The 20,035-nt window shown below is 66.9% G+C and carries 17 protein-coding genes; 13 read left to right on the top strand and 4 right to left on the bottom strand.

Going from position 1 to position 20,035, the window contains the following annotated elements; translation table 11 throughout:
* The first annotated feature begins 282 nt into the window (after nt 1-282).
* Nucleotides 283-1,827 carry a trimethylamine methyltransferase family protein gene (locus G0A00_RS01475; protein WP_164179111.1) on the top strand — a complete coding sequence of 515 codons (1,545 nt, stop codon included), beginning with the start codon at nt 283-285 and terminating at the stop codon, nt 1,825-1,827.
* Between the two features lie 9 nt (nt 1,828-1,836).
* Here G0A00_RS01475 and G0A00_RS01480 read toward each other — a convergent pair whose 3' ends face one another.
* Entirely contained in the window at nt 1,837-2,157 is a 321-nt protein-coding gene (locus G0A00_RS01480) for a DUF6477 family protein (protein WP_164179112.1), read from the bottom strand.
* 228 nt (nt 2,158-2,385) lie between these two features.
* On the opposite strand from G0A00_RS01480, the gene G0A00_RS01485 reads away from it, so the two are divergent.
* Complete coding sequence (locus tag G0A00_RS01485; protein ID WP_164179113.1) at nt 2,386-3,495, top strand: DUF6456 domain-containing protein; 1,110 nt, start codon at nt 2,386-2,388, stop codon at nt 3,493-3,495.
* Nucleotides 3,496-3,586: 91 nt separating this feature from the next.
* Here the strand turns inward: G0A00_RS01485 and G0A00_RS01490 are convergent, their stop codons facing one another.
* Nucleotides 3,587-5,101 (bottom strand): catalase, encoded by a 1,515-nt coding sequence (locus G0A00_RS01490; protein WP_066100625.1) that lies wholly within the window; start codon nt 5,099-5,101, stop codon nt 3,587-3,589.
* 94 nt (nt 5,102-5,195) lie between these two features.
* Between G0A00_RS01490 and G0A00_RS01495 the strand changes: the two genes are divergently transcribed.
* The 10 genes from G0A00_RS01495 to G0A00_RS01540 all read left to right on the top strand — a co-directional run bounded on the left by G0A00_RS01495 (nt 5,196) and on the right by G0A00_RS01540 (nt 16,456).
* Nucleotides 5,196-6,134, top strand: coding sequence for a LysR substrate-binding domain-containing protein (locus tag G0A00_RS01495; protein WP_164179114.1), 939 nt, complete (start codon nt 5,196-5,198; stop codon nt 6,132-6,134).
* A 617-nt stretch (nt 6,135-6,751) separates the two neighbouring features.
* Nucleotides 6,752-7,165 (top strand): hypothetical protein, encoded by a 414-nt coding sequence (locus tag G0A00_RS01500; RefSeq protein ID WP_164179115.1) that lies wholly within the window; start codon nt 6,752-6,754, stop codon nt 7,163-7,165.
* A gap of 310 nt (nt 7,166-7,475) precedes the next feature.
* Nucleotides 7,476-9,044 carry an arylsulfatase gene (locus tag G0A00_RS01505; RefSeq protein ID WP_164179116.1) on the top strand — a complete coding sequence of 523 codons (1,569 nt, stop codon included), beginning with the start codon at nt 7,476-7,478 and terminating at the stop codon, nt 9,042-9,044.
* A 102-nt stretch (nt 9,045-9,146) separates the two neighbouring features.
* Nucleotides 9,147-10,118, top strand: a complete 972-nt coding sequence (locus G0A00_RS01510; protein WP_164179117.1) for an HAD family phosphatase — start codon at nt 9,147-9,149, stop codon at nt 10,116-10,118.
* Between the two features lie 33 nt (nt 10,119-10,151).
* Nucleotides 10,152-11,147: an AAA family ATPase gene (locus G0A00_RS01515; RefSeq protein ID WP_368667651.1), complete on the top strand. Its 996-nt coding sequence runs from the start codon at nt 10,152-10,154 to the stop codon at nt 11,145-11,147.
* Nucleotides 11,148-11,168: 21 nt separating this feature from the next.
* Complete coding sequence (locus G0A00_RS01520) at nt 11,169-12,146, top strand: DUF58 domain-containing protein (protein ID WP_164179119.1); 978 nt, start codon at nt 11,169-11,171, stop codon at nt 12,144-12,146.
* Nucleotides 12,143-12,628, top strand: coding sequence for a DUF4381 domain-containing protein (locus tag G0A00_RS01525; protein WP_164179120.1), 486 nt, complete (start codon nt 12,143-12,145; stop codon nt 12,626-12,628). The genes G0A00_RS01520 and G0A00_RS01525 overlap by 4 nt, the downstream gene beginning before the upstream one ends.
* On the top strand, nt 12,625-13,623 hold the full coding sequence (locus tag G0A00_RS01530; protein WP_164179121.1) for a VWA domain-containing protein: 999 nt from the start codon (nt 12,625-12,627) through the stop codon (nt 13,621-13,623). The genes G0A00_RS01525 and G0A00_RS01530 overlap by 4 nt, the downstream gene beginning before the upstream one ends.
* Entirely contained in the window at nt 13,623-15,176 is a 1,554-nt protein-coding gene (locus tag G0A00_RS01535; protein WP_164179122.1) for a VWA domain-containing protein, read from the top strand. The genes G0A00_RS01530 and G0A00_RS01535 overlap by 1 nt, the downstream gene beginning before the upstream one ends.
* A complete protein-coding gene (locus G0A00_RS01540; protein ID WP_164214194.1) occupies nt 15,173-16,456 on the top strand; it encodes a BatD family protein in 1,284 nt (427 codons plus the stop codon). The genes G0A00_RS01535 and G0A00_RS01540 overlap by 4 nt, the downstream gene beginning before the upstream one ends.
* A 21-nt stretch (nt 16,457-16,477) precedes the next feature.
* On the opposite strand, the gene speB is transcribed toward G0A00_RS01540, so the two are convergent.
* Complete coding sequence (gene speB / locus G0A00_RS01545) at nt 16,478-17,434, bottom strand: agmatinase (RefSeq protein WP_164181530.1); 957 nt, start codon at nt 17,432-17,434, stop codon at nt 16,478-16,480.
* Nucleotides 17,435-17,640: 206 nt separating this feature from the next.
* Between speB and G0A00_RS01550 the strand changes: the two genes are divergently transcribed.
* The gene (locus G0A00_RS01550; RefSeq protein ID WP_164181532.1) at nt 17,641-19,233 is read left to right on the top strand and encodes an AAA family ATPase; all 1,593 of its coding nucleotides are present in this window, start codon (nt 17,641-17,643) and stop codon (nt 19,231-19,233) included.
* A 27-nt stretch (nt 19,234-19,260) separates the two neighbouring features.
* Here the strand turns inward: G0A00_RS01550 and G0A00_RS01555 are convergent, their stop codons facing one another.
* Nucleotides 19,261-20,031: a Crp/Fnr family transcriptional regulator gene (locus G0A00_RS01555; RefSeq protein WP_164181534.1), complete on the bottom strand. Its 771-nt coding sequence runs from the start codon at nt 20,029-20,031 to the stop codon at nt 19,261-19,263.
* Nucleotides 20,032-20,035: the final 4 nt, after the last annotated feature.

The following is a 20,035-nucleotide window of genomic DNA, read 5'->3' on the forward strand; positions in this document are numbered from 1 at the left end:
CTGTTGGACACGCCTCCGTTGGGCTTGCGTCAGTGGCACGCCCCTCTGTCGCACGCGCCTGCGTTGTCAGTTGCTCATCCCTCATGGTGAGCCCCCTTTGGCCTTGATGCAAAGCCCCGCACCCCGAAAACATGCTAACCGGATACAGCTTAAGAAGCCGTTTCGTGCCGCCAAGCGGCGCGGAGATGTCGCATTTGTCTGCAGGGCGGCGCAAAACTCGGCTCTGGCCAGTGCCGGTCCGGGCTACTACTGAGGGGCATGCGACGGAACGGGAGAGGCGCCATGTCTGAGACGGAAACGCGGAAACGGACCCGCAGCGGCGGTGGTGCGGCACGGCGCGCGGCGCGCGGCTCGGCACAGGTCGAGACGGCGCGCTTCATCGAACGCAACATCCCCAACTTCGAGCTGCTGAACGAAGAAGCGCTTCAGATGATCGAGGCTGGCGCCGAGACGGTGCTGGAAGAGATCGGCGTGAATTTCGTCAACAACCCCGCCGCGCTGGAGCGCTGGCGCGAGGCCGGGGCAGAGATCGAGGGCGAGCGCGTGCGCATCCCGCGCGGGCTGGCGCGGCAACTGTGCGCTCATGCCCCCTCGGCGATCACCCAGCACGCCCGCAACCCCGCGCGCAGCGTCGAGATCGGCGGGCGCTCGCTGGTGCTGGCGCCGGTCTATGGCCCGCCCTTCGTGCAGGACGCCGAGAAGGGGCGCCGCTATGGCACCATCGAGGATTTCCGCAACTTCGTGAAGCTGGGGCAGATGTCGCGCTGGCTGCACCATTCGGGCGGCACGCTCTGCGAGCCCACCGATGTGGCGGTGAACAAGCGTCACCTTGACATGCTGCACGCCCATATGACGCTGTCGGACAAGCCCTTCATGGGCTCGGTGACAGAGCCGGGACGGGCGCGCGACAGCGTCGAGATGTGCGAGATCCTCTTCGGCAAGGAGTTCGTGCGCGACAACACGGTGATGACCTCGCTGATCAACATCAACTCGCCGTTGACCTTCGACGATACGATGATGGGCGCGCTGGAGGTCTATGCCGCCGCCAATCAGGCCTGCATCGTCTCGCCCTTCATCGTTGGCGGGGCGATGGCGCCGGTCTCGGTGGCGGGCACGCTGACGCAGGTGCTGGCCGAGGGAATGGCGGGCATCGCCTACGCCCAATTGGTGCGCAAGGGCGCGCCGGTGATCTTCGGCGCCTTCGTCACCTCGATCGACATGAATTCCGGGGCGCCCACCTTCGGCACGCCCGAGGCCTCGCAGATCACCTATGGCGTCGGCCAGTTGGCGCGGCGGCTGGGGCTGCCCTACCGTTCGGCGGGGGGCTTCTGCGGCTCGAAACTGCCCGACGCGCAGGCGGGTTATGAGAGCGCCAATTCGCTCAACATGGGGCTGCAGGCGGGGGTCAACTTCATGCTGCATGCCTGCGGCTGGCTCGAGGGCGGGCTGGTGGCGTCCTACGAGAAATTCGTCATGGACGCCGATCAGCTGGGCGCGCTGCACAAGTTCGCGCAGGGCATCACCGTGGACGAGAGCACGCAGGCGCTGGATGCGATCCGCGAGGTGGGGCCGGGCGGGCACTACCTTGGCTGCGCGCACACGCAGGACAACTTCAAGACCGCCTTCTGGCGTTCGGAACTCTTTGATTACAAACCCTTCGAGACATGGTCCGAAGAGGGCGCGCGCGACACGATGCAACTGGCGAGCGCGCGGGTGAAGGCGCTGCTGGCGAGCTATGAGCAGCCCGCCATCGACGCCGATGTCGAGGCTGCGCTCTCTGAGTACGTGGCCCGCAAGAAGGCCGCCGTCCCCGACGCCTTCCTCTGAGGGCGGCGCTCAGGCGCTGGCCCCAGCGCTGATCTGCACGCTGGCCCCTAAACCGGACTGCAGGGCCCGCGCCTCGCCGATGATCGCGGCCAAAAGCTCCACATGCTGCGCGGCAGAGTAATCCGCCGCGCGGCGCTGGCGCCCATCATCGAGCATCTCTTCCAATTCCATCAGTTGCAGCAGCGCCGCCCCGTGCTGCGGCGGGCAGGGTCCGCCCAGCAGCCGCGCCAGATGCGGGCGGCGGCGATACTCGCTCGCGCCGATGCGCGCGGCCCGCACCAAAAGGCGGGGGCGGCGCATCGCGCCAAGGCGGCTGTGAAGGTCTTGCATCGCTCATCTCCCGGATGTGGAACAGGACATGAGCCTTGCACGGTTTTCCCCTATGTTGCCGCCTGGTCAATGTTTGCGTACGCGGCATTCACGCATGTTTATATTTTGTGGATAAGTCTCGTAAATTCCTAAAATCATTAACTTTTACCTAAGATCGCAGCGCGCAGGTTTCAGGTTCACTGTGGAAAACCCTGCAAAATCAGGGCGTAGCTTAGGGGGACTTGTTCAATGATTTCGAGCCAACACCACGCCAAAGACACGGGCCTTCCGGCCTGGGTGCCAGAGATCGCACGGCTTTATCTTGCGCATACCGAAGGGGGGGCAGGCATTCGCGCTTTGGCCCGGAAAGAGGGCTGCCATGCCTCGACGGTGTTGCGGCAGGTGCGACGGATGGAACTGCTGCGGGATGATCCGCTGGTGGATGAGGCGCTGCGCCGACTTGGCGCAACGCGCGGCGCAGGCGTGCCCCATGCCAAGGAGGGCAGAGCGATGAAGACCCCCGAAATCGACGGGACGACACCCGATGCCGCGACCCTGTCGCGCGAGGCGCGCCGGGTGCTGAGACGGCTGTGCGAAAGCGGTGCGATGCTCGCGGTCGCGGCGGAAATGGACAAGGCGGTGGTGGTGCGCGACGGCGCCGAGGGCGGCTCGGCGCGCACCGCGGTGGTCTCGGCGCCGGTGGCGCAGGCCATGGCGCTCAAGGGCTGGATCCGCTGCGACTCGCCGGGCCGCATCTCGCGTTACCGGATCACCGCGGCGGGGCGCAGCGCGCTGGGGCATCTGCTGGCCGAGCAGGAGAGCCGCCTGCGCGGCTTTGCCGAGGCGCAGGCGGGGTTCGAGAGCGGGCGCGAGGCCGAGGCCGCGCTGGAAGAAGAAGACGCCGACCCGCGCGGCAAGCGCCGCTTTGCCCTGAGCGAGAGCCCGCTGGCGGTGCTGGCACGGCGGCGCGACAGGGACGGGCAGCGCTTTCTCGAAGACGGTCTGGTGCGCGCGGGCGAGCGTCTGCGCGAGGATTTCGAACTGGCGCAGATGGGGCCGAGGGTGACGCAGAACTGGGACCAGTTCCTGACCGCGGGGGTGCGCGTCGATGCCGGTGATCTGCCCGCGCAGGGCGGCGATGCGGCGCGCGCGCGCTTTGCCGCCGCGCTGCGCGAGCTTGGGCCGGGGCTGGGCGATGCGGCGCTGCGCTGCTGCTGCTACCTCGAAGGGCTGGAAGAGACCGAGCGGCGCATGGGCTGGGCGGCGCGCTCGGGCAAGGTGGTGCTGCGCATCGCGTTGCAACGCCTGCGCAGCCATTACGAGAAAGTGGATGCGGCGGGGGGCGGTCTCATCGGCTGAGCCGGCTCGCGAAAGGATGCCATGCAAAAGGGGCGGTGCCGATCGGCGCCGCCCCTTCGTCATTTTGAGCTGTCCCCGCGGGGACAGGCGATTATTCCGCGGCGCGCACCGGCGTGTCGTCGGTGACCGGAATGCCGGGGTAATCGTCGATATTGCCGCTTTCGAGGTCTGCGGCGGCCTGTTTCACACCGGCAAGATAGTCGGGGTGCACACGGCCCAGAACGGCATACCACCGCTCGCGCACGCTGTCCGAGACCGGCGCCATGGCGCGGGCCATGTTCAGGTGCAGACGCTTGCGCTCGTCATCGCCCAGCACCTCGGCATAAAGCGCGCGGGGCTGCACGTAATCGGCGTCTTTGTCTTCCTGCACATAGCGGTCGGCGTCGCCCGAGATCTTCAGCGGCGGTTCCATCACCGAGGGGTCTGCCTTGGCCGAGTCCTCATATTGGTTCGGCTCGTAATAGGCGTCGATATGGCCGGTCTGCGGCGGGAAGAACCGCATCGCGCCGTCCTTGTGATAGTGATGCACCGGCGATTTCGGGGCGTTGGCCGGCAGCGCCTCGTAGTGGGTGCCAAGGCGATAGCGGTGCGCGTCAGCGTAAGAGAACAGGCGGCCCTGCAGCATCTTGTCCGGCGAGAAGCCGATGCCGGGGATCTTGTTCGACGGCGAGAAGGCCGCGTTCTCGATCATCTGGAAGTAGTTGTCGGGGTTCTTGTTGAACTCCAGCATGCCGACGGGGATCAGCGGGAAGTCCTTGTGCGACCAAACTTTCGTCAGGTCGAACGGGTTGAAGTCCAGCTGTGCCGCCTGCTCCTCTTCCATCACCTGAATGTTCAGCTCCCACTTGGGGAATTTGCCTTCCTCGATCGCGTTATAGAGGTCTTCCTGATAGCTCTCGCGGGTTTCGCCAACGATCTTTTCGGCCTGCTCGTTGGTGTAATTCGCGATCGGCTGCTGGCAGCGGAAGTGGAACTTCACCCAGTAGCGCTCACCCTTGTCGTTGAACATCGAGAAGGTGTGCGAGCCGTAGCCGTGCATATGCATCGGGTTCTTGGGAATGCCGCGGTCCGACATCAGGATGGTCACCTGATGCACCGACTCGGGCTGACCGGCCCAGAAGTCGAACATGGCTTCGGGCGAGCGCAGGTTCGTCTTGGGGTGACGTTTCTGCGTGCGGATGAAGTCAGGGAACTTGAAGGCGTCACGGATGAAGAAGATCGGGGTGTTGTTGCCCACAACGTCCCAGTTGCCTTCTTCTGTGTAGAACTTGATCGAAAAGCCGCGCACGTCGCGCTCGGCGTCGGCTGCGCCTTGCTCGCCGGCCACGGTCGACCAGCGCGAGAGGATGTCGCAGGTATTGCCGACCTTGGAGAACAGCTTGGCGCTGGTGTATTTGCTGATGTCGTGGGTGACGGTGAAGGTGCCCTGCGCGCCCCAGCCCTTGGCGTGCACGACGCGCTCGGGGATGCGCTCGCGGTTCTGGTGGGCCAGTTTCTCGACCAGCTGGTAGTCCTCGAGCAGGACCGGGCCGCGCGGGCCGGCGGTGGCCGAGGTCTCGTTGCTGGGTACCGGTGCGCCGGCCGATGTTGTCAGTCGCTTGCTCATGACGTCCTCCGTGAATGACTTGCTGAGCGTTCAACTAGAGGCCTGCCGATAAGTTCCCAATTGCTGTTTCCTTGCTCTGTGATAAGAAAATGTTATGCCTGTCACTCTGCGCCAGTTGAGCTATTTCAAAGCTCTTGCCGAACAGCGGAACTTCCGCCGTGCCGCTGAAACCTGCCATGTCTCGCAGCCTGCACTTTCGGTGCAAATCCGCGAGCTTGAGGCGGCGCTGAACGGCCCGCTGGTGGAGCGCCATGCGCGCGATGTGGTGCTGACGCCCTTTGGGCGCGAGGTGCTCGACAGCGCCGAGCGGGTGCTTTCCGAGATTGCTGGGCTGGAGCAGGCGGCGCGCCGCCGCGCCGGGCTGGCCGGGCGTCTGTCGCTGGGGGTGATCCCGACGATTGCCCCGTATTTCCTGCCCGAAGCGCTGGCCGCGCTGCGCGCCGAGGATATCTCGCTCGACGTCGAGGTCACCGAGGCGAAAACCGAGCGGCTGCTGGCGCAACTGGCAAACGGCGCGCTGGATGCCGCACTGGTGGCCCTGCCGATCGAGGATGAGGGGATCGAGGTGCTGCCGCTCTTCGAAGACCGTTTCCTGCTGGCGGGCAGTGCTGCGCGGCTTGATCAGATCGCCCGCGTCTCCAGTCCCGAGGGTCTGGCGGAAAGCCAGCTTCTGTTGCTCGAGGATGGCCATTGCCTGACCGATCAGGCGCTGGCGGTCTGCGGTCGGGGCAGGGGCAACGCGCGGATCAACATGGGCGCGACCTCGCTGTCGACGCTATCGCGGCTGGTGGCGGCGGGCTTTGGCCTGACCCTGATGCCCGAATTGGCGGCGCTGACCGAGTTGCGCGCCTCGCCCGGCATGGGTTTGCGCCGCTTTGCGCAGCCCGAACCGTCGCGGCTGGTGGCACTGGCGCGGCGTGCATCCAGCCATCAGGAAGGGTGGTTCACCGAGCTTGCCGACATCCTGCAGACGGTGGGCGACGATCTTGTGGCGCGGGTGCGCCAGAGCGACGAGATCGCCGACACGCGGTAAGATCGCAGGAAAAGTGGGATGCAGAAACGGGTATGAAGCCGCGCAGGTAATCTGCGCGGCTTCCTGATCCCTCACGAAACCTCCGTGCTGGCAATAATCGCTGGGGAAACGAGGTGCCTTGGCACGGCCAGAGCCGATATGGGACGTATATGGGATTGAGGCCTTGGGACATTGGGCCCCCATCCGTGGGGATACCCGGCAATAAAAACAATAAACAAATGCCGAGTTACTAAAGCGCTTGGTCGACCGAGCGGGACTCGTACTTACTAATGATTCGAAATGACGTCAGACTGGTAACTGAGGCAGAATACAGGCTTTCGATGCGTAGCCCAGCTTTCATTTTGTGATGTTTCAGAGCGGTAACAGAGGACCTTTCTGCGCTGCCGCAGGGTAATCCCTGGAAATTGTGGGCTAAATTTCGCCTATCTCATGGCAAAACACCGCTTGGTGCAAACAGAGTGTTTCCGAAATGTGAAGTCAGGCGTCTGTTTGGTCCGCAAACTCGGCCAATGCATGTTCCGGCGCTGCGCGAAATTCTGATTCTACGCTACGCTGTGGATGGCTGCGCAGGCCCTTTAGGCGCGTGCGGTCAATGGGTTGAGAGGAGGGAGACAGCGATGACCAAATGGATCGGACCCTTGCTGGGGGCAGGGCTGGCGCTGGTGGCGCAGGGGGCTGCCGCGCAGCAGAGCGAAGACGTCAGCTTTGCGCCGGGCAACTACGGCACGATGATCACCGGCACGATCGTCGGGCAAGAATATCGCGATTACCGCCTTGGCGCGCAGGCGGGGCAAGAGCTCTTTGTCGATTTGAAAGTTACGCAGACAGATGGTTTTGGCATCGCCTACCTCAATATCCTGCCGCCGGGCAGCGACGACGTGGCGATCTACGTGGGCTCTATGGACGAAGACAGCACCGAAACCGTGCCGCTGCCGGAGGACGGGACCTATACGATCCGGGTCTATCTCATGGGCAACGACCGCGATGCCGGGGCCAGCGTGAGCTATGCGATCGACGTGTCGATCCAGTAGCGCAAGGCTTTCAGCGGGGGCATCGGCGGCGCCCTGCCGTGGGGGCGCGGAAAAACCCGCACAAGATCACGTGGTTGTTGCATTTACGTTAGGTAATCGAGATACTTGCCACGTGAGGGGGAGCGCATGTGAAGGCATTACCTCTCATGGTTGAATGCTTGCGCTGTTTGTAGGTCAACAAATTTCCCATCGGGTTTTCTCGTGAATTGCGGGCATTCAAGCGGGTTCCGGGCCGGGGCACCGGCATGTCGGGGACGCCCGCGCATTTGAATGAGGTTTCGATTTTGAACGACTTGCTTGGGAGAATTACATGAGACCCGACCTACTCACGGCCGCCCTTGCCGGCAGTCTTCTGGCCTTCGGCTCTGCCGCTTGGGCGCAGGATGACGCCGCCGCCAAGCCGAACATCCTGGTTATCTTCGGCGACGACATCGGCCAGACCAACCTGTCGACCTACAGCTTCGGCCTGATGGGCTATACCACGCCCAACATCGACCGGATCGCCACCGAGGGCGCCAAGTTCACCGATTATTACGCCGAGCAGAGCTGCACCGCCGGCCGCTCGACCTTCCTCACCGGCCAGTCGACGCTGCGCACCGGTCTTTCGAAAGTGGGCCTGCCGGGCGCAAATGCCGGGCTTCAGGCCAAGGACGTGACGCTCGCATCGGCGCTCAAGGATCTGGGCTATGCCACCGGCCAGTTCGGCAAGAACCACATGGGCGACCGGGATGAGTTCCTGCCCACTGCGCATGGCTTCGACGAGTTCTTTGGCAACCTCTACCACCTCAATGCCGAGGAAGAGCCGGAACAGTTCAACTATCCGCAGGACCCGGAATTCCGCGAGCGGTTCGGCCCGCGCGGCGTGCTGCACTCTTATGCTGACGGCGAGATCGAGGACACCGGCCCGCTCACCCGCAAGCGCATGGAGACGGTGGATGAGGAAACCGCCGCCGGGGCCATCGACTTCATGACCCGCGCGGTCGAAGCGGGAACGCCCTTCTTCACTTGGTACAACACCACGCGGATGCACTACAAAACCCACGTGCGCGAAGAGAACCGCAGCGAACCGGGGCTGACCGCGCCGACCGAATATGCCGACGGCATGGTCGAGAATGACGGGGTGGTGGGCACAGTGCTCGACGCGCTGGACGAGCTCGGCGTCGCCGACAACACCATCGTCGTCTACACCACCGACAACGGCCCGCACCAGAACACTTGGCCGGATGCTGGCACCACGCCGTTCCGGTCCGAGAAAAACACCAACTGGGAAGGCGCGTACCGCGTGCCTGCGTTGATCCGCTGGCCCGGCGTCATCGAGCCCGGCACGGTCTATACCGAGATGTTCTCGGGGCTCGACTGGTTCCCGACCCTCATGGCCGCGGTGGGTGATACCGACATCAAGGAGCGCCTGCTTGCAGGCACGACCATCAACGGCAAGGAATACAACAACTACCTTGATGGCTATAACCAGCTCGACTACCTGACCGGCGCCACGGACGAGGGCGCGCGCAACGAGTTCTTCTATCTCAACGACGATGGCGAGATCGTCGGCCTGCGCTACGAGAACTGGAAGGTGGTGTTCAAAGAGCAGCGCATGAAAGGCACCATGGCGGTCTGGGCCGAGCCTTTCACCAACCTGCGTGTGCCCAAGATGTTCGATCTGCGCGCCGACCCCTATGAGCGGGCCGACATCACCTCGAACACCTATTGGGACTGGCTGAGCGATCACGCCTATCTGGTTGCCCCGGCGGCGCAGGAGATCGCCAAGTTCTTCGCCACGTTCGAGGAATATCCGCCGTCGCAGCGCCCGGACAGCTTCTCGATCGATCAGATTCAGGAAGACCTGAACAACAGCCTCGCCAACATGGGCAGCAACTGATCCCGCTGCAGCGATCCCGGGCCGGCGGATGACGCCGGACGCCTAACGAGAGCGGGGCTGGCGGCGCGGTTCGCCAGCCCGATTTTAGAAAGGATTGTACATATGCTGCGGTATCTTCTTCCCGCCACGCTTGCCGCGCTTCCGCTGGCCGCCCTTGCCGACCCGCTCCCCTCGTGGAACGACACCGGCGCGAAGGAGGCGATCATCGGTTTTGTCGAGGCCGTGACCGATCCGGCCTCCGAGGATTTCGTCCCCGAGCGCGACCGCATCGCCACCTTCGACAATGACGGCACGCTCTGGACCGAGCAGCCGGTTTATTTTCAGGCGCTCTATGCGCTCGACGTGCTGCAGGAGAAGGCCAAGGCCGATCCCGACATCCTCACCACCGATGCGCTGAAGGCCGGGGCCGAGGGCGATGTGGGCGGCATTCTTGCCACCGGGATGGAGGGCCTGCTGGAGGTGATCAACGTCTCGCATGCGGGGCTCACGGTGGATGAGTTTCAGGCCGATGCGCTGGACTGGCTGACCAATTACACCCATCCCACCACGAAAAAGCCCTATGTCGACATGGTTTACCAGCCGATGCTGGAACTGCTCAGCTATCTGCGCGACGAGGGGTTCACCACCTACATCGTCTCGGGCGGCGGCATCGACTTCATCCGCGCCTTTTCCGATCAGGCCTATGGCATCCCGCCGTGGCAGGTGGTCGGCACCGAGGGCAACACCGCCTATGAGGTGGTGGACGGCCTGCCGATGCTGACCAAGAACGGCGGCGTCACCTTCATCGACGACAAAGAGGGCAAGCCGGTCGGCATCGCGCGGCACATCGGGCAAAAGCCGATCTTTGCCGGGGGCAATTCCGACGGCGATTTCGCCATGCTCGAATACACCACCTCGGGCGAGGGACCGTCGTTTGGCCTGCTGGTGCACCACACCGATGCCGAGCGCGAGTTCGCCTATGACCGCGAGGGCCATATCGGCACGCTGAACCGCGGGCTGGACGAAGGGCCGAACCTTGGCTGGACCATCGTCGACATGGCGCAGGACTGGGCCAAGGTGTTCCCCGGCGACTGAGTTTCGCGGAAAGGTGCGTAAGGTATGGAAGGCATGACTGAAAGCGGCACGCGGGCGCAGATCGACAGCCTGCGCGCCCGCATGGGCGAGGCGATCATCGGCCAGCGCGAGGTGATCGAGCGGTTGCTGATCGGGCTTCTGGCCAATGGCAACCTGCTGGTCGAGGGGCTGCCGGGCCTTGCCAAGACCCGCGCGATCAAGGCGCTGGCGCGCAACCTCGAATGCGATTTTTCGCGCATCCAGTTCACCCCCGATCTGCTGCCCTCGGATGTCACCGGCACCGAGGTCTATTATCAGGGCGAGGGCGGCGGCGAGTTCCGTTTCGAGGCCGGGCCGATCTTTGCCAACCTCGTGCTGGCCGATGAGATCAACCGGGCGCCCGCGAAAGTGCAGGCGGCGCTGCTCGAGGCGATGGAAGAGCGGCAGGTCACCGTGGCGGGCACCACCCATAAGATGGAGCCGCTGTTCATGGTCATGGCCACGCAGAACCCCATCGAGCAAGAGGGCACCTATCCGCTGCCCGAAGCGCAGATGGACCGGTTCCTCATGCATGTGAACATCACCTATCCGCCGGTCGAGGATGAGGTCGAGGTGATCCGGCTGGTGCGGGGCGAAGAGATCGCCGCGCAGCAGGGCGCAGGCAAGGCCGCCACCGAGGCCCAGGCCCCGATCCCGCAGGAGGCGGTCTTTGCCGCCCGCCGCGAGATCGCCGCGCTGCATGTGGCGCCGGAGATGGAGCGCTATATCGCCGATCTGGTCAACGCCACCCGCGTGCCGTCTGCCTTTGGCGACGATCTCAAGCGCTGGATCGAGGTCGGGGCCAGCCCGCGCGCCTCGCTGGCGCTCGACAAATGCGGGCGCACCCATGCGTGGCTTGCCGGGCGCGATTACGTCGACCCCGAGGATATCCGCGCCGTCGTGCCCGATGTGCTGCGGCACCGGCTTGGGCTGTCCTATGAGGCGCAGGGCGAAGGCATCAGCCCCGATGCGGTGGTCGCCGAGATTGTCCGGCAGGTGGCGCTGCCCTGAGCCGGGCCGAAGGGAGGGATCATGAAAGACCGCGCCGCCCGTACTCGCACCGGCACCCTGCCAAAAGCGCCGCAGGTCTCGGGCGATCCGCGCATTCACACCGATCTGGCCTATCTGCGCAGCCTCGAAGGCCCGGCGCGCGGGCTCAGCTTTTTGCCGCGCCAGCCCGCGCAATCGGTGCTCAACGGACGCCATGCCTCGCGGCTGCGCGGGCGCGGGCTCAACTTCGAGGAACTGCGCGACTATCTGCCGGGCGATGACATCCGCGCCATCGACTGGAAGGTCACCGCGCGCACCGGCACGCCGCATGTGCGGGTGATGACCGAAGAGCGCGACCGCCCAGCGCTGCTGGTGGTCGATCAGCGCATGTCGATGTTCTTTGGCACCAAACGGTCGATGAAATCCGTCACCGCCGCCGAGGCCGCCGCGATGACCGCCTTTCGCATCCTCGATCAGGGCGACCGGGTGGGCGGCATCGTCTTTGGCGACGAGCTTTTGGCCGAGATCCGCCCGCAGCGCAGCCGCGCCGCGCTCAACCGATTTCTCACCGCGCTGGCGGATGCCAATGCGCTGCTCCATGCCGAAGCGCCCAATGTGCCGCCGCTGGGGCTGACGCAGGTGCTGCGCGCGGTGGCGCGGATTGCCAGCCGCAATCACCTGATCGTCGTGCTGAGCGATTTCGACGGGATCGACGCCGAGACCGACCGCATCGTCTCGGGGCTGGCGCGGCACAATGATCTGATCCTCGTGCCGGTGACCGACCCCAGCGCCGGGGAGCTTCCCAAGGGCATGCGCCTCATCGTGACCGACGGCGAACTGCAGGCCGAGATCGACACCGACGCGCCCGGTGCGCGGCATGGGCTGATCGAGATGTCCAAGGGGCGGCTCGCGGATGTGCTGGACTGGCAGCGGCGTTTCGGCGTTGCGGTGTTGCCGCTCTCGGCGGGCGAGGAGACCCTGCCACAGATGCGGCGCCTGCTGGGGCTTGGGCCGCGATGAACGAAGAGGGCGCTCCCGAAAGCCTCGTGTCGCTGATCGGCCAGTTGGTCGAGCCGCCGTTGCCCGCGCCGGTGCGGCTGACGCCGCAGACATGGGGCTGGGTGGTATTGCTGGTGCTGGTCCTTGCGCTGGCCGCATGGGGCCTCTGGCGCTGGGCGCGCGTGCATCGCGCCAATGCCTACCGCCGCGAGGCGCTGGGCGCGCTGGCGCAGGCGGGCACGACCGCAGAGCTGGCGGTGATCCTGCGCCGCGCCGCGCTGGCAGCTTTCCCGCGCGAGGATGTGGCCGCGCTGACCGGCACCGCGTGGATCGCCTTTCTTGACCGCACCGGCAGGCGCGCCTTCCCGCAGGCCGCCGGGGCCGAGTTGCGCCGCGCGCCGTACCGCGATGAGGCGGCACCGCCGTCGCCCGAGCTGCGCGCCGCCGCCGCGCATTGGCTGCGGGCCCATCGCGTCACTCCGGCTCGGGAGGCGCGCGCATGATCTCGCTCGGACAGCCCTGGATCTTGCTGCTGCTGCCGCTGCCGCTTCTGGTGCGCTGGCTGCTGCCGCCGCCCCGCGAGCAGGAGAGCGCGCTGCGCTTTCCGTTCTTCCGCCGCATGACCGAGGCGGCGGGCGCCGAGCCGCGCGCCGGGGCGGTGATCCTGTCACGCCCGGTGCTCTCGGTGATCACGGCGGCGCTCTGCTGGGCGCTGCTGGTGCTGGCTCTGGCGCGGCCCGAGCGCGTCGGCGCGCCGATCACCATCGAGACCGCCGCCCGCGACGTGGTGCTGGCGATCGACATTTCGGGCTCGATGGACGCGCGCGATTTCGCCGCGCCCGATGGCAGCCGCAAGCAGCGGCTCGCGGCGGTTCGCGACGTTGTGGGCGGCTTTGTCGCCGGGCGCGAGGGCGACCGCATGGCGCTGATCGTCTTTGGCTCGGCGGCCTATCTGCAGACCCCGCTCACCGATGATCTGCAGACCGTCACCGAGCTTTTGGACCGCACCGAGGTCGGCATGGCGGGGCCGCATACCGCGCTCGGCGACGCCATTGGCCTTGCCATCCGCACCTTTGAGAGCAGCGAGATCGACCAGCGGCTGCTGATCCTGCTCTCGGACGGCTCGGACACCGCCAGCCGCATGAGCCCGATCAATGCCGCCGAGATCGCGGCGGACCGGGGCGTCGAGATCTACACCATCGGCGTCGGCGATCCGGACACCACCGGCGAGAACCGCGTCGATCTGGCGACGCTGCAGGCGATCGCGGCGCGCACCGGCGGGGCGTATTTCTTTGCCGAGGACGAGGCGGCGCTGGATGCGGTCTATGCGCGGATCGACGAGCTGGCCCCGCGCGAGACCGAGACGCTCTCGTTCCGCCCGCGCCGCTCTCTGGCGTGGGTGCCGATGGGGCTCGCCGCGCTTTTGGGCCTCGCGTCGCTGGCCTATCTGAGCCTGCGCCAGCGCTTGCGCGCGCGCGGCAGGGCGGAGGCGGTGTGATGGGGGAGTTTGCCTTCTTCTTTGAGGCTTTCCACTTTCTGCGCCCGCTCTGGCTGTTGCCGATCCCGCTGGTGCTGGCGCTGTGGTGGCGGGTGCGCCGGGCCGGGCGCGGGCGCGAGATACAGGCCGAGGGCATCGCGCCGCATCTGCGCGCGGCGCTGACCGTGGGGCGCAGCCATCGGCGGCGCGTCACGCCGGTCGACAGCGTGGCGGCGATCCTCGTCTTTGCGCTGCTGGGGGCCGCGGGGCCCACGTGGTCGCGCCAGCCCGATCCTTTCGCCGCGCAATCTGCGCCCGCCGCCGTGGTGCTCGCCGTGACGCCGGGGATGGAGAGCACCGACATCGCCCCGTCGCGGCTGGAGCGGGGCAAGCAGAAGATCCGCGACTTCCTGCAGCTGCGGGCCGGGGCGCGCACGGCGCTTCTGGCCTATGCGGGCACCGCGCATGTGGTGCTGCCGATGACCGAAGATGCGCAGGTGGTGCTGCCCTATCTCGAAGGGCTCTCGCCCGAGATCATGCCCAAGGAGGGCGCGGTGGCGGGCGAGGCTTTGGCGCTGGCCGAGGCGCTGCTGGCCGAGGAGGACGCGCCGGGCGGCATTCTTTTTGTCACCGACAGCCTCGACCCGGCGGATGTGGCGGCGCTCAACGCCAGCGTGCGGCCGCTGGCGGTGCTGTCGCTGCGGCCCGAGGGCAATCGCGACCGGGGGCTGGATGCGCTTTCGGTGCCGGTGGTGGACGTGAGCCCCGATGCGAGCGATGTGCGGCGGCTCGACGGGCTGCTCAACGCCGCCTACCGCCGCGCGCAGCTCGACAACGTCGAGCAGCCTTGGGAGGATCGCGCGCATTGGCTGGCATGGCCCGCGGCGGCGCTTCTGCTGCTGTGGTTCCGTCGCGGTTGGACTATGCGCTGGGGCATCGTCGCGGCGCTGGCGCTGCTGGTGCCGCCGCAGGGCGCGCGGGCCGAGGGCATCGCCGATTGGTTCCTTACCCTCGATCAGCAGGGGCGGCTGGCCTTCGAGAACAAGCACTTCGAGCGCGCCGCCGAGCTTTTTGTCGATCCGCTCTGGCGCGGGATCGCGCTCTATAAGGACGGGCAATATGCCGAGGCGATCGAGGTGCTGAACCGGGTGGAGACGGCGCAGGCGGCCTCGCTTCAGGGTCTGGCGCAGATCAAGTCGCGCAGCTATCGCGATGGGGTGCGGGCCTTCGAGACGGCGCTGGAGCGCGACCCGGACTATCCGGGCGCGGCGCAAAATCTTGAGACGGCGCAGCGCATCGTGACCTATGTCGAGAATGCGCAGGCGCAGTCGGACACCGGCGAGGAGCGCGGCGAGGGGGCCGACGAAGAGGTGTACGACAATGAAAGCGGGCAGGGCGAAGAGACGCTGCGCGCCCGCTCGGAAGAGGGCGGCGCCACCTTGCTGACCGCCGACGAGTGGATGAACACGGTCGACACGCGCACGGGGGATTTCCTGCGGATGCGCTTTGCGCTGGAGGCGGCGTCTGTGCCGCCGACGCCGGTGCAGGCTGAGGGCGCGGAGGCAGAACAATGATCCGCTGGCTGCTGCGCGTTCTGACTGTGTGGCTGGCCATGGCGCTGGTGGTGCCCGCTGCCGCGCAGGAGGCAGACGCGCCGCAACTGCGGGTGGAGTTTCCCGAGGATGCCGCGATCCCCGGCCAGCCGCTCAGCCTGCGCCTGACGGTGCTGGTGCCGACCTTCATGCCCAAGCCGCCGGTTTGGCCCAGTTTCGAAGCGCCCAACCTGCTGGTGCGCTTGCCCGGACGGGCGACCAATCCGACCTCGGAGCGGGTGAACGGCGTGACATGGGCGGGCGTGACCCGGCGCTACACGATCTCTCCGATGGTGCCGGGCAGTTTCACCCTGCCGCCGCAGGACATTCTGATCACATGGCAGGACCCCGAAACCGGCGCCCCGCGCGAGAGCCGCCTGCCCACCCCGCCCATCGCCTTTTCTGGCGAGGTGCCTGTGGGGGCCGAGGGGCTCGATCCTTTCATCGCCGCGTCCGACCTGACGCTGACGCAGGAGATCGAAGGCGAGGCGGCGATGGTTCCGGGCAACAGCCTGACCCGGCGGCTGACGGTGGAGGTGCAGGGCGTTTCTCCGATGTTTCTGCCGCAGATGCTGGAGCCAGCGGGGCTGCCGGGGCTGGCGGCCTATCCCGACGCGCCGCAGCTTGCCGAGACCGAAGAGCGCGGCGTTGTCAGTGGCCGCCGCACCGAGAGCATCACCTATGTGGCCGAGGCAGGCGGCGGCGGCGCGCTGCCCGAGGTGCGGCTGGAATGGTATGATATCGACGATGGCGCGGTAAAGACCGCCAGCGCCGAGGCGCTGACGCTGGAGGTGGACGGCCCGCCGCCCGAACGCGATGCGCCGCGCGACTGGCGGATGTTGGCGCTGCTTGCGGGCGCGGTGCTGCTGGGCGCGCTGGCGCTTGGTGCGGCGCTGCGGTGGCTCCTGCCGGTGCTGCGTGCGCGGCGTCAGGACCGGCAGGCGCGGCGGCTAGCCTCGGAGGTCTACGCGTGGCGCGGGCTGGAGCGGGTGCTCGCGCGCCGCGACCATCAGGCGCTGCGCCCGGCGCTCGATCTCTGGGCGGGCCGCGTCGCCGGTTCCGATCCGCGCCGCGCCCCCGAGGTCGAGGCCGCGCTGCTGCAGCTTGGCGGGGCGCGCTACGGCACCGCTTCGGGACCCGCCGAGCAGGGGTGGGCCAAGGACTGGGCCAGCTTGCAGCGCGCGCTGTCGGACGCGCGCGCCGCTGCCGCGGTGCCGGGACGTAGCTCTGCGCTGCCGCCGCTCAACCCCGGGCGCGCCTGAGAACGGCGCGCCAAGCGCCCGTCAGCGGCCTTGCGGCACGCCGGGCAGGGCGCAGAGCATCTCGTAGAGGAAATTCGCCGCGATCACCGCGGTGTTGCCGGACGGGTCATAGGGCGGCGAGACCTCGACCAGATCGCAGCCCACGAGGTTCAGCCCGGCGCAGCCGCGGATGATCTCGAGCCCCTGCATGGTGGTCAGCCCGCCCACCTCGACGGTGCCGGTGCCGGGCGCGAAGGCCGGATCGAGACTGTCGATATCGTAGGAGAGATAAACCGGCGCATCGCCGATCTTGGCGCGAATCTCGGCCATCAGCGGGCTCAGCGATTTGTGCCAGCACTCTTCGGCCTGAATGCAGGTCCAGCCCTGCCTGCGGCCCCAGTCGAAATCATCGGCGGCATAGCCGGTGCCGCGCAGGCCGATCTGGAACACTTTGTCGTTCTGCAGGCAGCCTTCTTCCCACGCGCGGCGGAACGGGCAGCCATGCGCGGCGGTCTCGCCGAACATCTCTTCGTTGGTGTCGGAATGGGCGTCCACATGGATCAGTGCCACCGGGCCGTGACGCTCCTTGATGGCGCGCAGGATCGGCCAAGTCAGCGTGTGATCGCCGCCCAGCGTCAGCGGCACCACGCCATGCGCCAGCACGCCGCGATAGTGCGCGGCGATGATTTCCACCGACTTCTTCAGATCATAGAGGTTGATCGGCACATCGCCGATGTCGGCCACCTGCAGATGCTCGAAAGGCGCGGCGCCGGTGGCCATATTGTAGGGGCGGATCATCCGGCTTTCGTCGCGGATCTGGCGCGGGCCGAGCCTTGTGCCGGGGCGGTTGGAGGTGCCGATGTCCATCGGGATGCCGAGGAAACAGGCGTCGAGCCCTTCGGCGCTCTCGGCGGCGGGCAGGCGCATCATCGTGGCTGGACCGCCGGTGCGGGGCATGGCGTTGCCGCTGAGCGGCTGGTTGAGCTGGCGCTCGGTCATCTCGGTCTCCTTGCATTTGGCCCGGGGCGTGGCGCGGCTGGCGGGCCGCCCTTTCGTATCGGCGTAACCGCTTTGACGGGCGAGGGAAACGGGCATCGCGCATCGCGGCGCGAGGTCAGCCTGCGGGCGGGGGCGAAAGCTTGCGGCAGGTCAATGTGGCGTCACACAAACCCGTCTAGGATGGCGGCGAAACCCGGAGCAGAGCCATGACGCAAACCCAGACAGTGGCCTTCCTGTCGTCCGGCGGGGCCTTTGAGGCGGGAGCAACCGAGCCGGTGGAGGTGGTCGAGACCCACGGTGCCTATGTCTTCCTCTGCGGCGATACCGCGCTGAAGCTTAAGCGCGCGGTCACCTATGACTACATGGACCTCAGCACCATCGAGTTGCGGCATGAGATGCTGCTGCGCGAGCTGGACCTCAACGCGCCCGCCGCGCCGCAGATTTACCGCGACGTCCTGCCGGTGACGCGCGGCGCGCGCGGGCTGCAGCTTGGCGGCAGCGGGCCGGTGGTGGATTGGGTGCTGCGCATGTGGCGCTTTCCGGCGGAGGAAGAGTTTGAGGCCATTGCCGCGCGCTGCGCGTTCGACGATGCGCTGGCGCTGCAGACCGGCGCGGCGATCGCGCGCTACCATGCGGCAGCGCCTGTGCGCCGTGTGTCTGGCCGCAGGCTCATCGCCGAGATACTGGCCGAGCTTGACCGGGTGTTTGCCGAGTTCGCGCAGGCCCCCGGAGCCGATACACTGGGAACCGAGGCTCTTCACGAATGGCAGGCGGCGGCGGGCGCGGCGCTGGCAGAGCAGGGCGACGTGCTGGAGGCGCGCGGCGCGGCGGGCCACGTGCGCCGCGCCCATGGCGATCTGCACCTGCGCAACCTCGTGCGCATCGATGGCCAGCCGGTGCTGTTCGACGCTTTGGAATTCGACGAGACCTTGGGCACCTGCGACGTGCTCTACGACGTGGCGTTTCTGGTCATGGACCTGTGCCATCGCGGGCTGCCGCGGCAGGCCTGCCGGGTGCTCGACGCATGGCTGCGCGAGGCACGAGGCGCCGAGGATGCGGGCCTCGCGGCCTTGCCGCTGTTTATTTCGGTCCGGGCGGCGATCCGCGCCATGGTGCTGTTGCAGACCGACGCGGCGCGGCGGCGCACTGGCGCGAGTGCGGCCGAAGTGTCTTCTTATCTCTCGCTTGCGGTGCGGGCGCTGCACCCGCCAGCCGCCGTTTTGCTCGCGGTGGGCGGCTTCTCTGGCAGCGGCAAAAGCGTTCTGGCGCGCGCGCTTGCGCCTGGTCTGGGGGCCATGCCCGGCGCGGTGCTGCTGTCCTCGGACCTCGAGCGCAAACAGGGGCGGAGCACAGGGCGGCTGGATGCCGAAAACTACGCCTTGGGCCGGCGCGAGGCGGTCTATGAGCGCATGTTGGAGCGGGCCGCGGTGTTGCTGGCGGCGGGTCAATCGGTGGTGCTTGATGCGACCTTCACCGACCCGGCCCTGCGCAGAGCCGCCGGGGCAGTTGCCCAAGAGGCAGGGGCCGGGTTCCACGGGCTCTGGCTGGAGGCGCCGGTGCCGGTGCTGGAGGCGCGAGTCGCCGCCCGCCATGGCGATGCCTCTGACGCGGATGTTTCCGTGCTGCGGGCGCAGATTGCGCGCGGCGCCGGAGATCTGGACGAAGAGATGGCCGGAGATGGTGGCTGGCCGAATTACTGGCACCGTCTCGACGCCTCGGGCACGCCTACCGAGACCCTTGCGGGCGCGCGCCGGGTGCTCGGCAAGAGACTGTCCGGCAAGCCCGGCGCTGATGGGTGATCCCTCACGCCGGACTTGCCTGCCGTGTCAGTTGCTTCGCCGAGGCGGCTTGCCACGCGAGGCGGGCCGCCGTGCGTCATTGTCCGCCTCGGCATTGCGCCAGCCATCCGCGCCGCGGCTTTGACCGCGCCCTCTGGGCGGCAGGGCGTGAATGTCGCCCGCGCCGCTCTCGCTGCAGCCCGCCATCTGCTGCAGCTTGGTGAAATCGGCGATCTCCACCCGGTCCGGCTTTGGCAGGCGAATGGCACCGCCGTCCTGCAGCTGTCGTAGCGAGCGGCAGAGCGTCTCGACCGTCATGTCGAGCAGCGAAGCAAGATCGCGCCGCGAAAGCTGGACGTGCAGCGCGGCCCCGATCTCGGGACCGTTCAGCAATTCCTCCACCAGCCAGAGCGCCACCCGTTGCAGGGTGCTTCTGCCGCGCATATTGATCAGAAATAACTGCATCTGTTCAAGCTGGTAGAGCGTCGTCTTCATGTACGACTGGAAGTGTTGCGGGCGCTCCGTCAAGAAGCTCTCCCACGCCTTCTGCGGCATCCAGCAGATCTCTGACGCCGTCGCCGTCTGCCATGAAAACCGGCTAGGCGCATTCCTTGCGACGCTGAGGAGTTGACCACTTCGCAGCACTTGCAGAAGATGTTCTTCGCCACTTTCGGTGAGGGTTTGCAGCTTGATCAGCCCGCTGGCGATGACGCCGACCCGGTCGCAGCTATCGCCCTGCGCCACAAGCTCGGTGTCCTGCGGATAAAGCGTCCGCGCGCTATGTGCTGAAAATGCATTAACTGAATCCGGGTCCAGCAAACTG

The sequence above is a fragment of the Salipiger sp. PrR002 genome (genome assembly GCF_010500775.1).
GTDB lineage: Bacteria > Pseudomonadota > Alphaproteobacteria > Rhodobacterales > Rhodobacteraceae > Salipiger.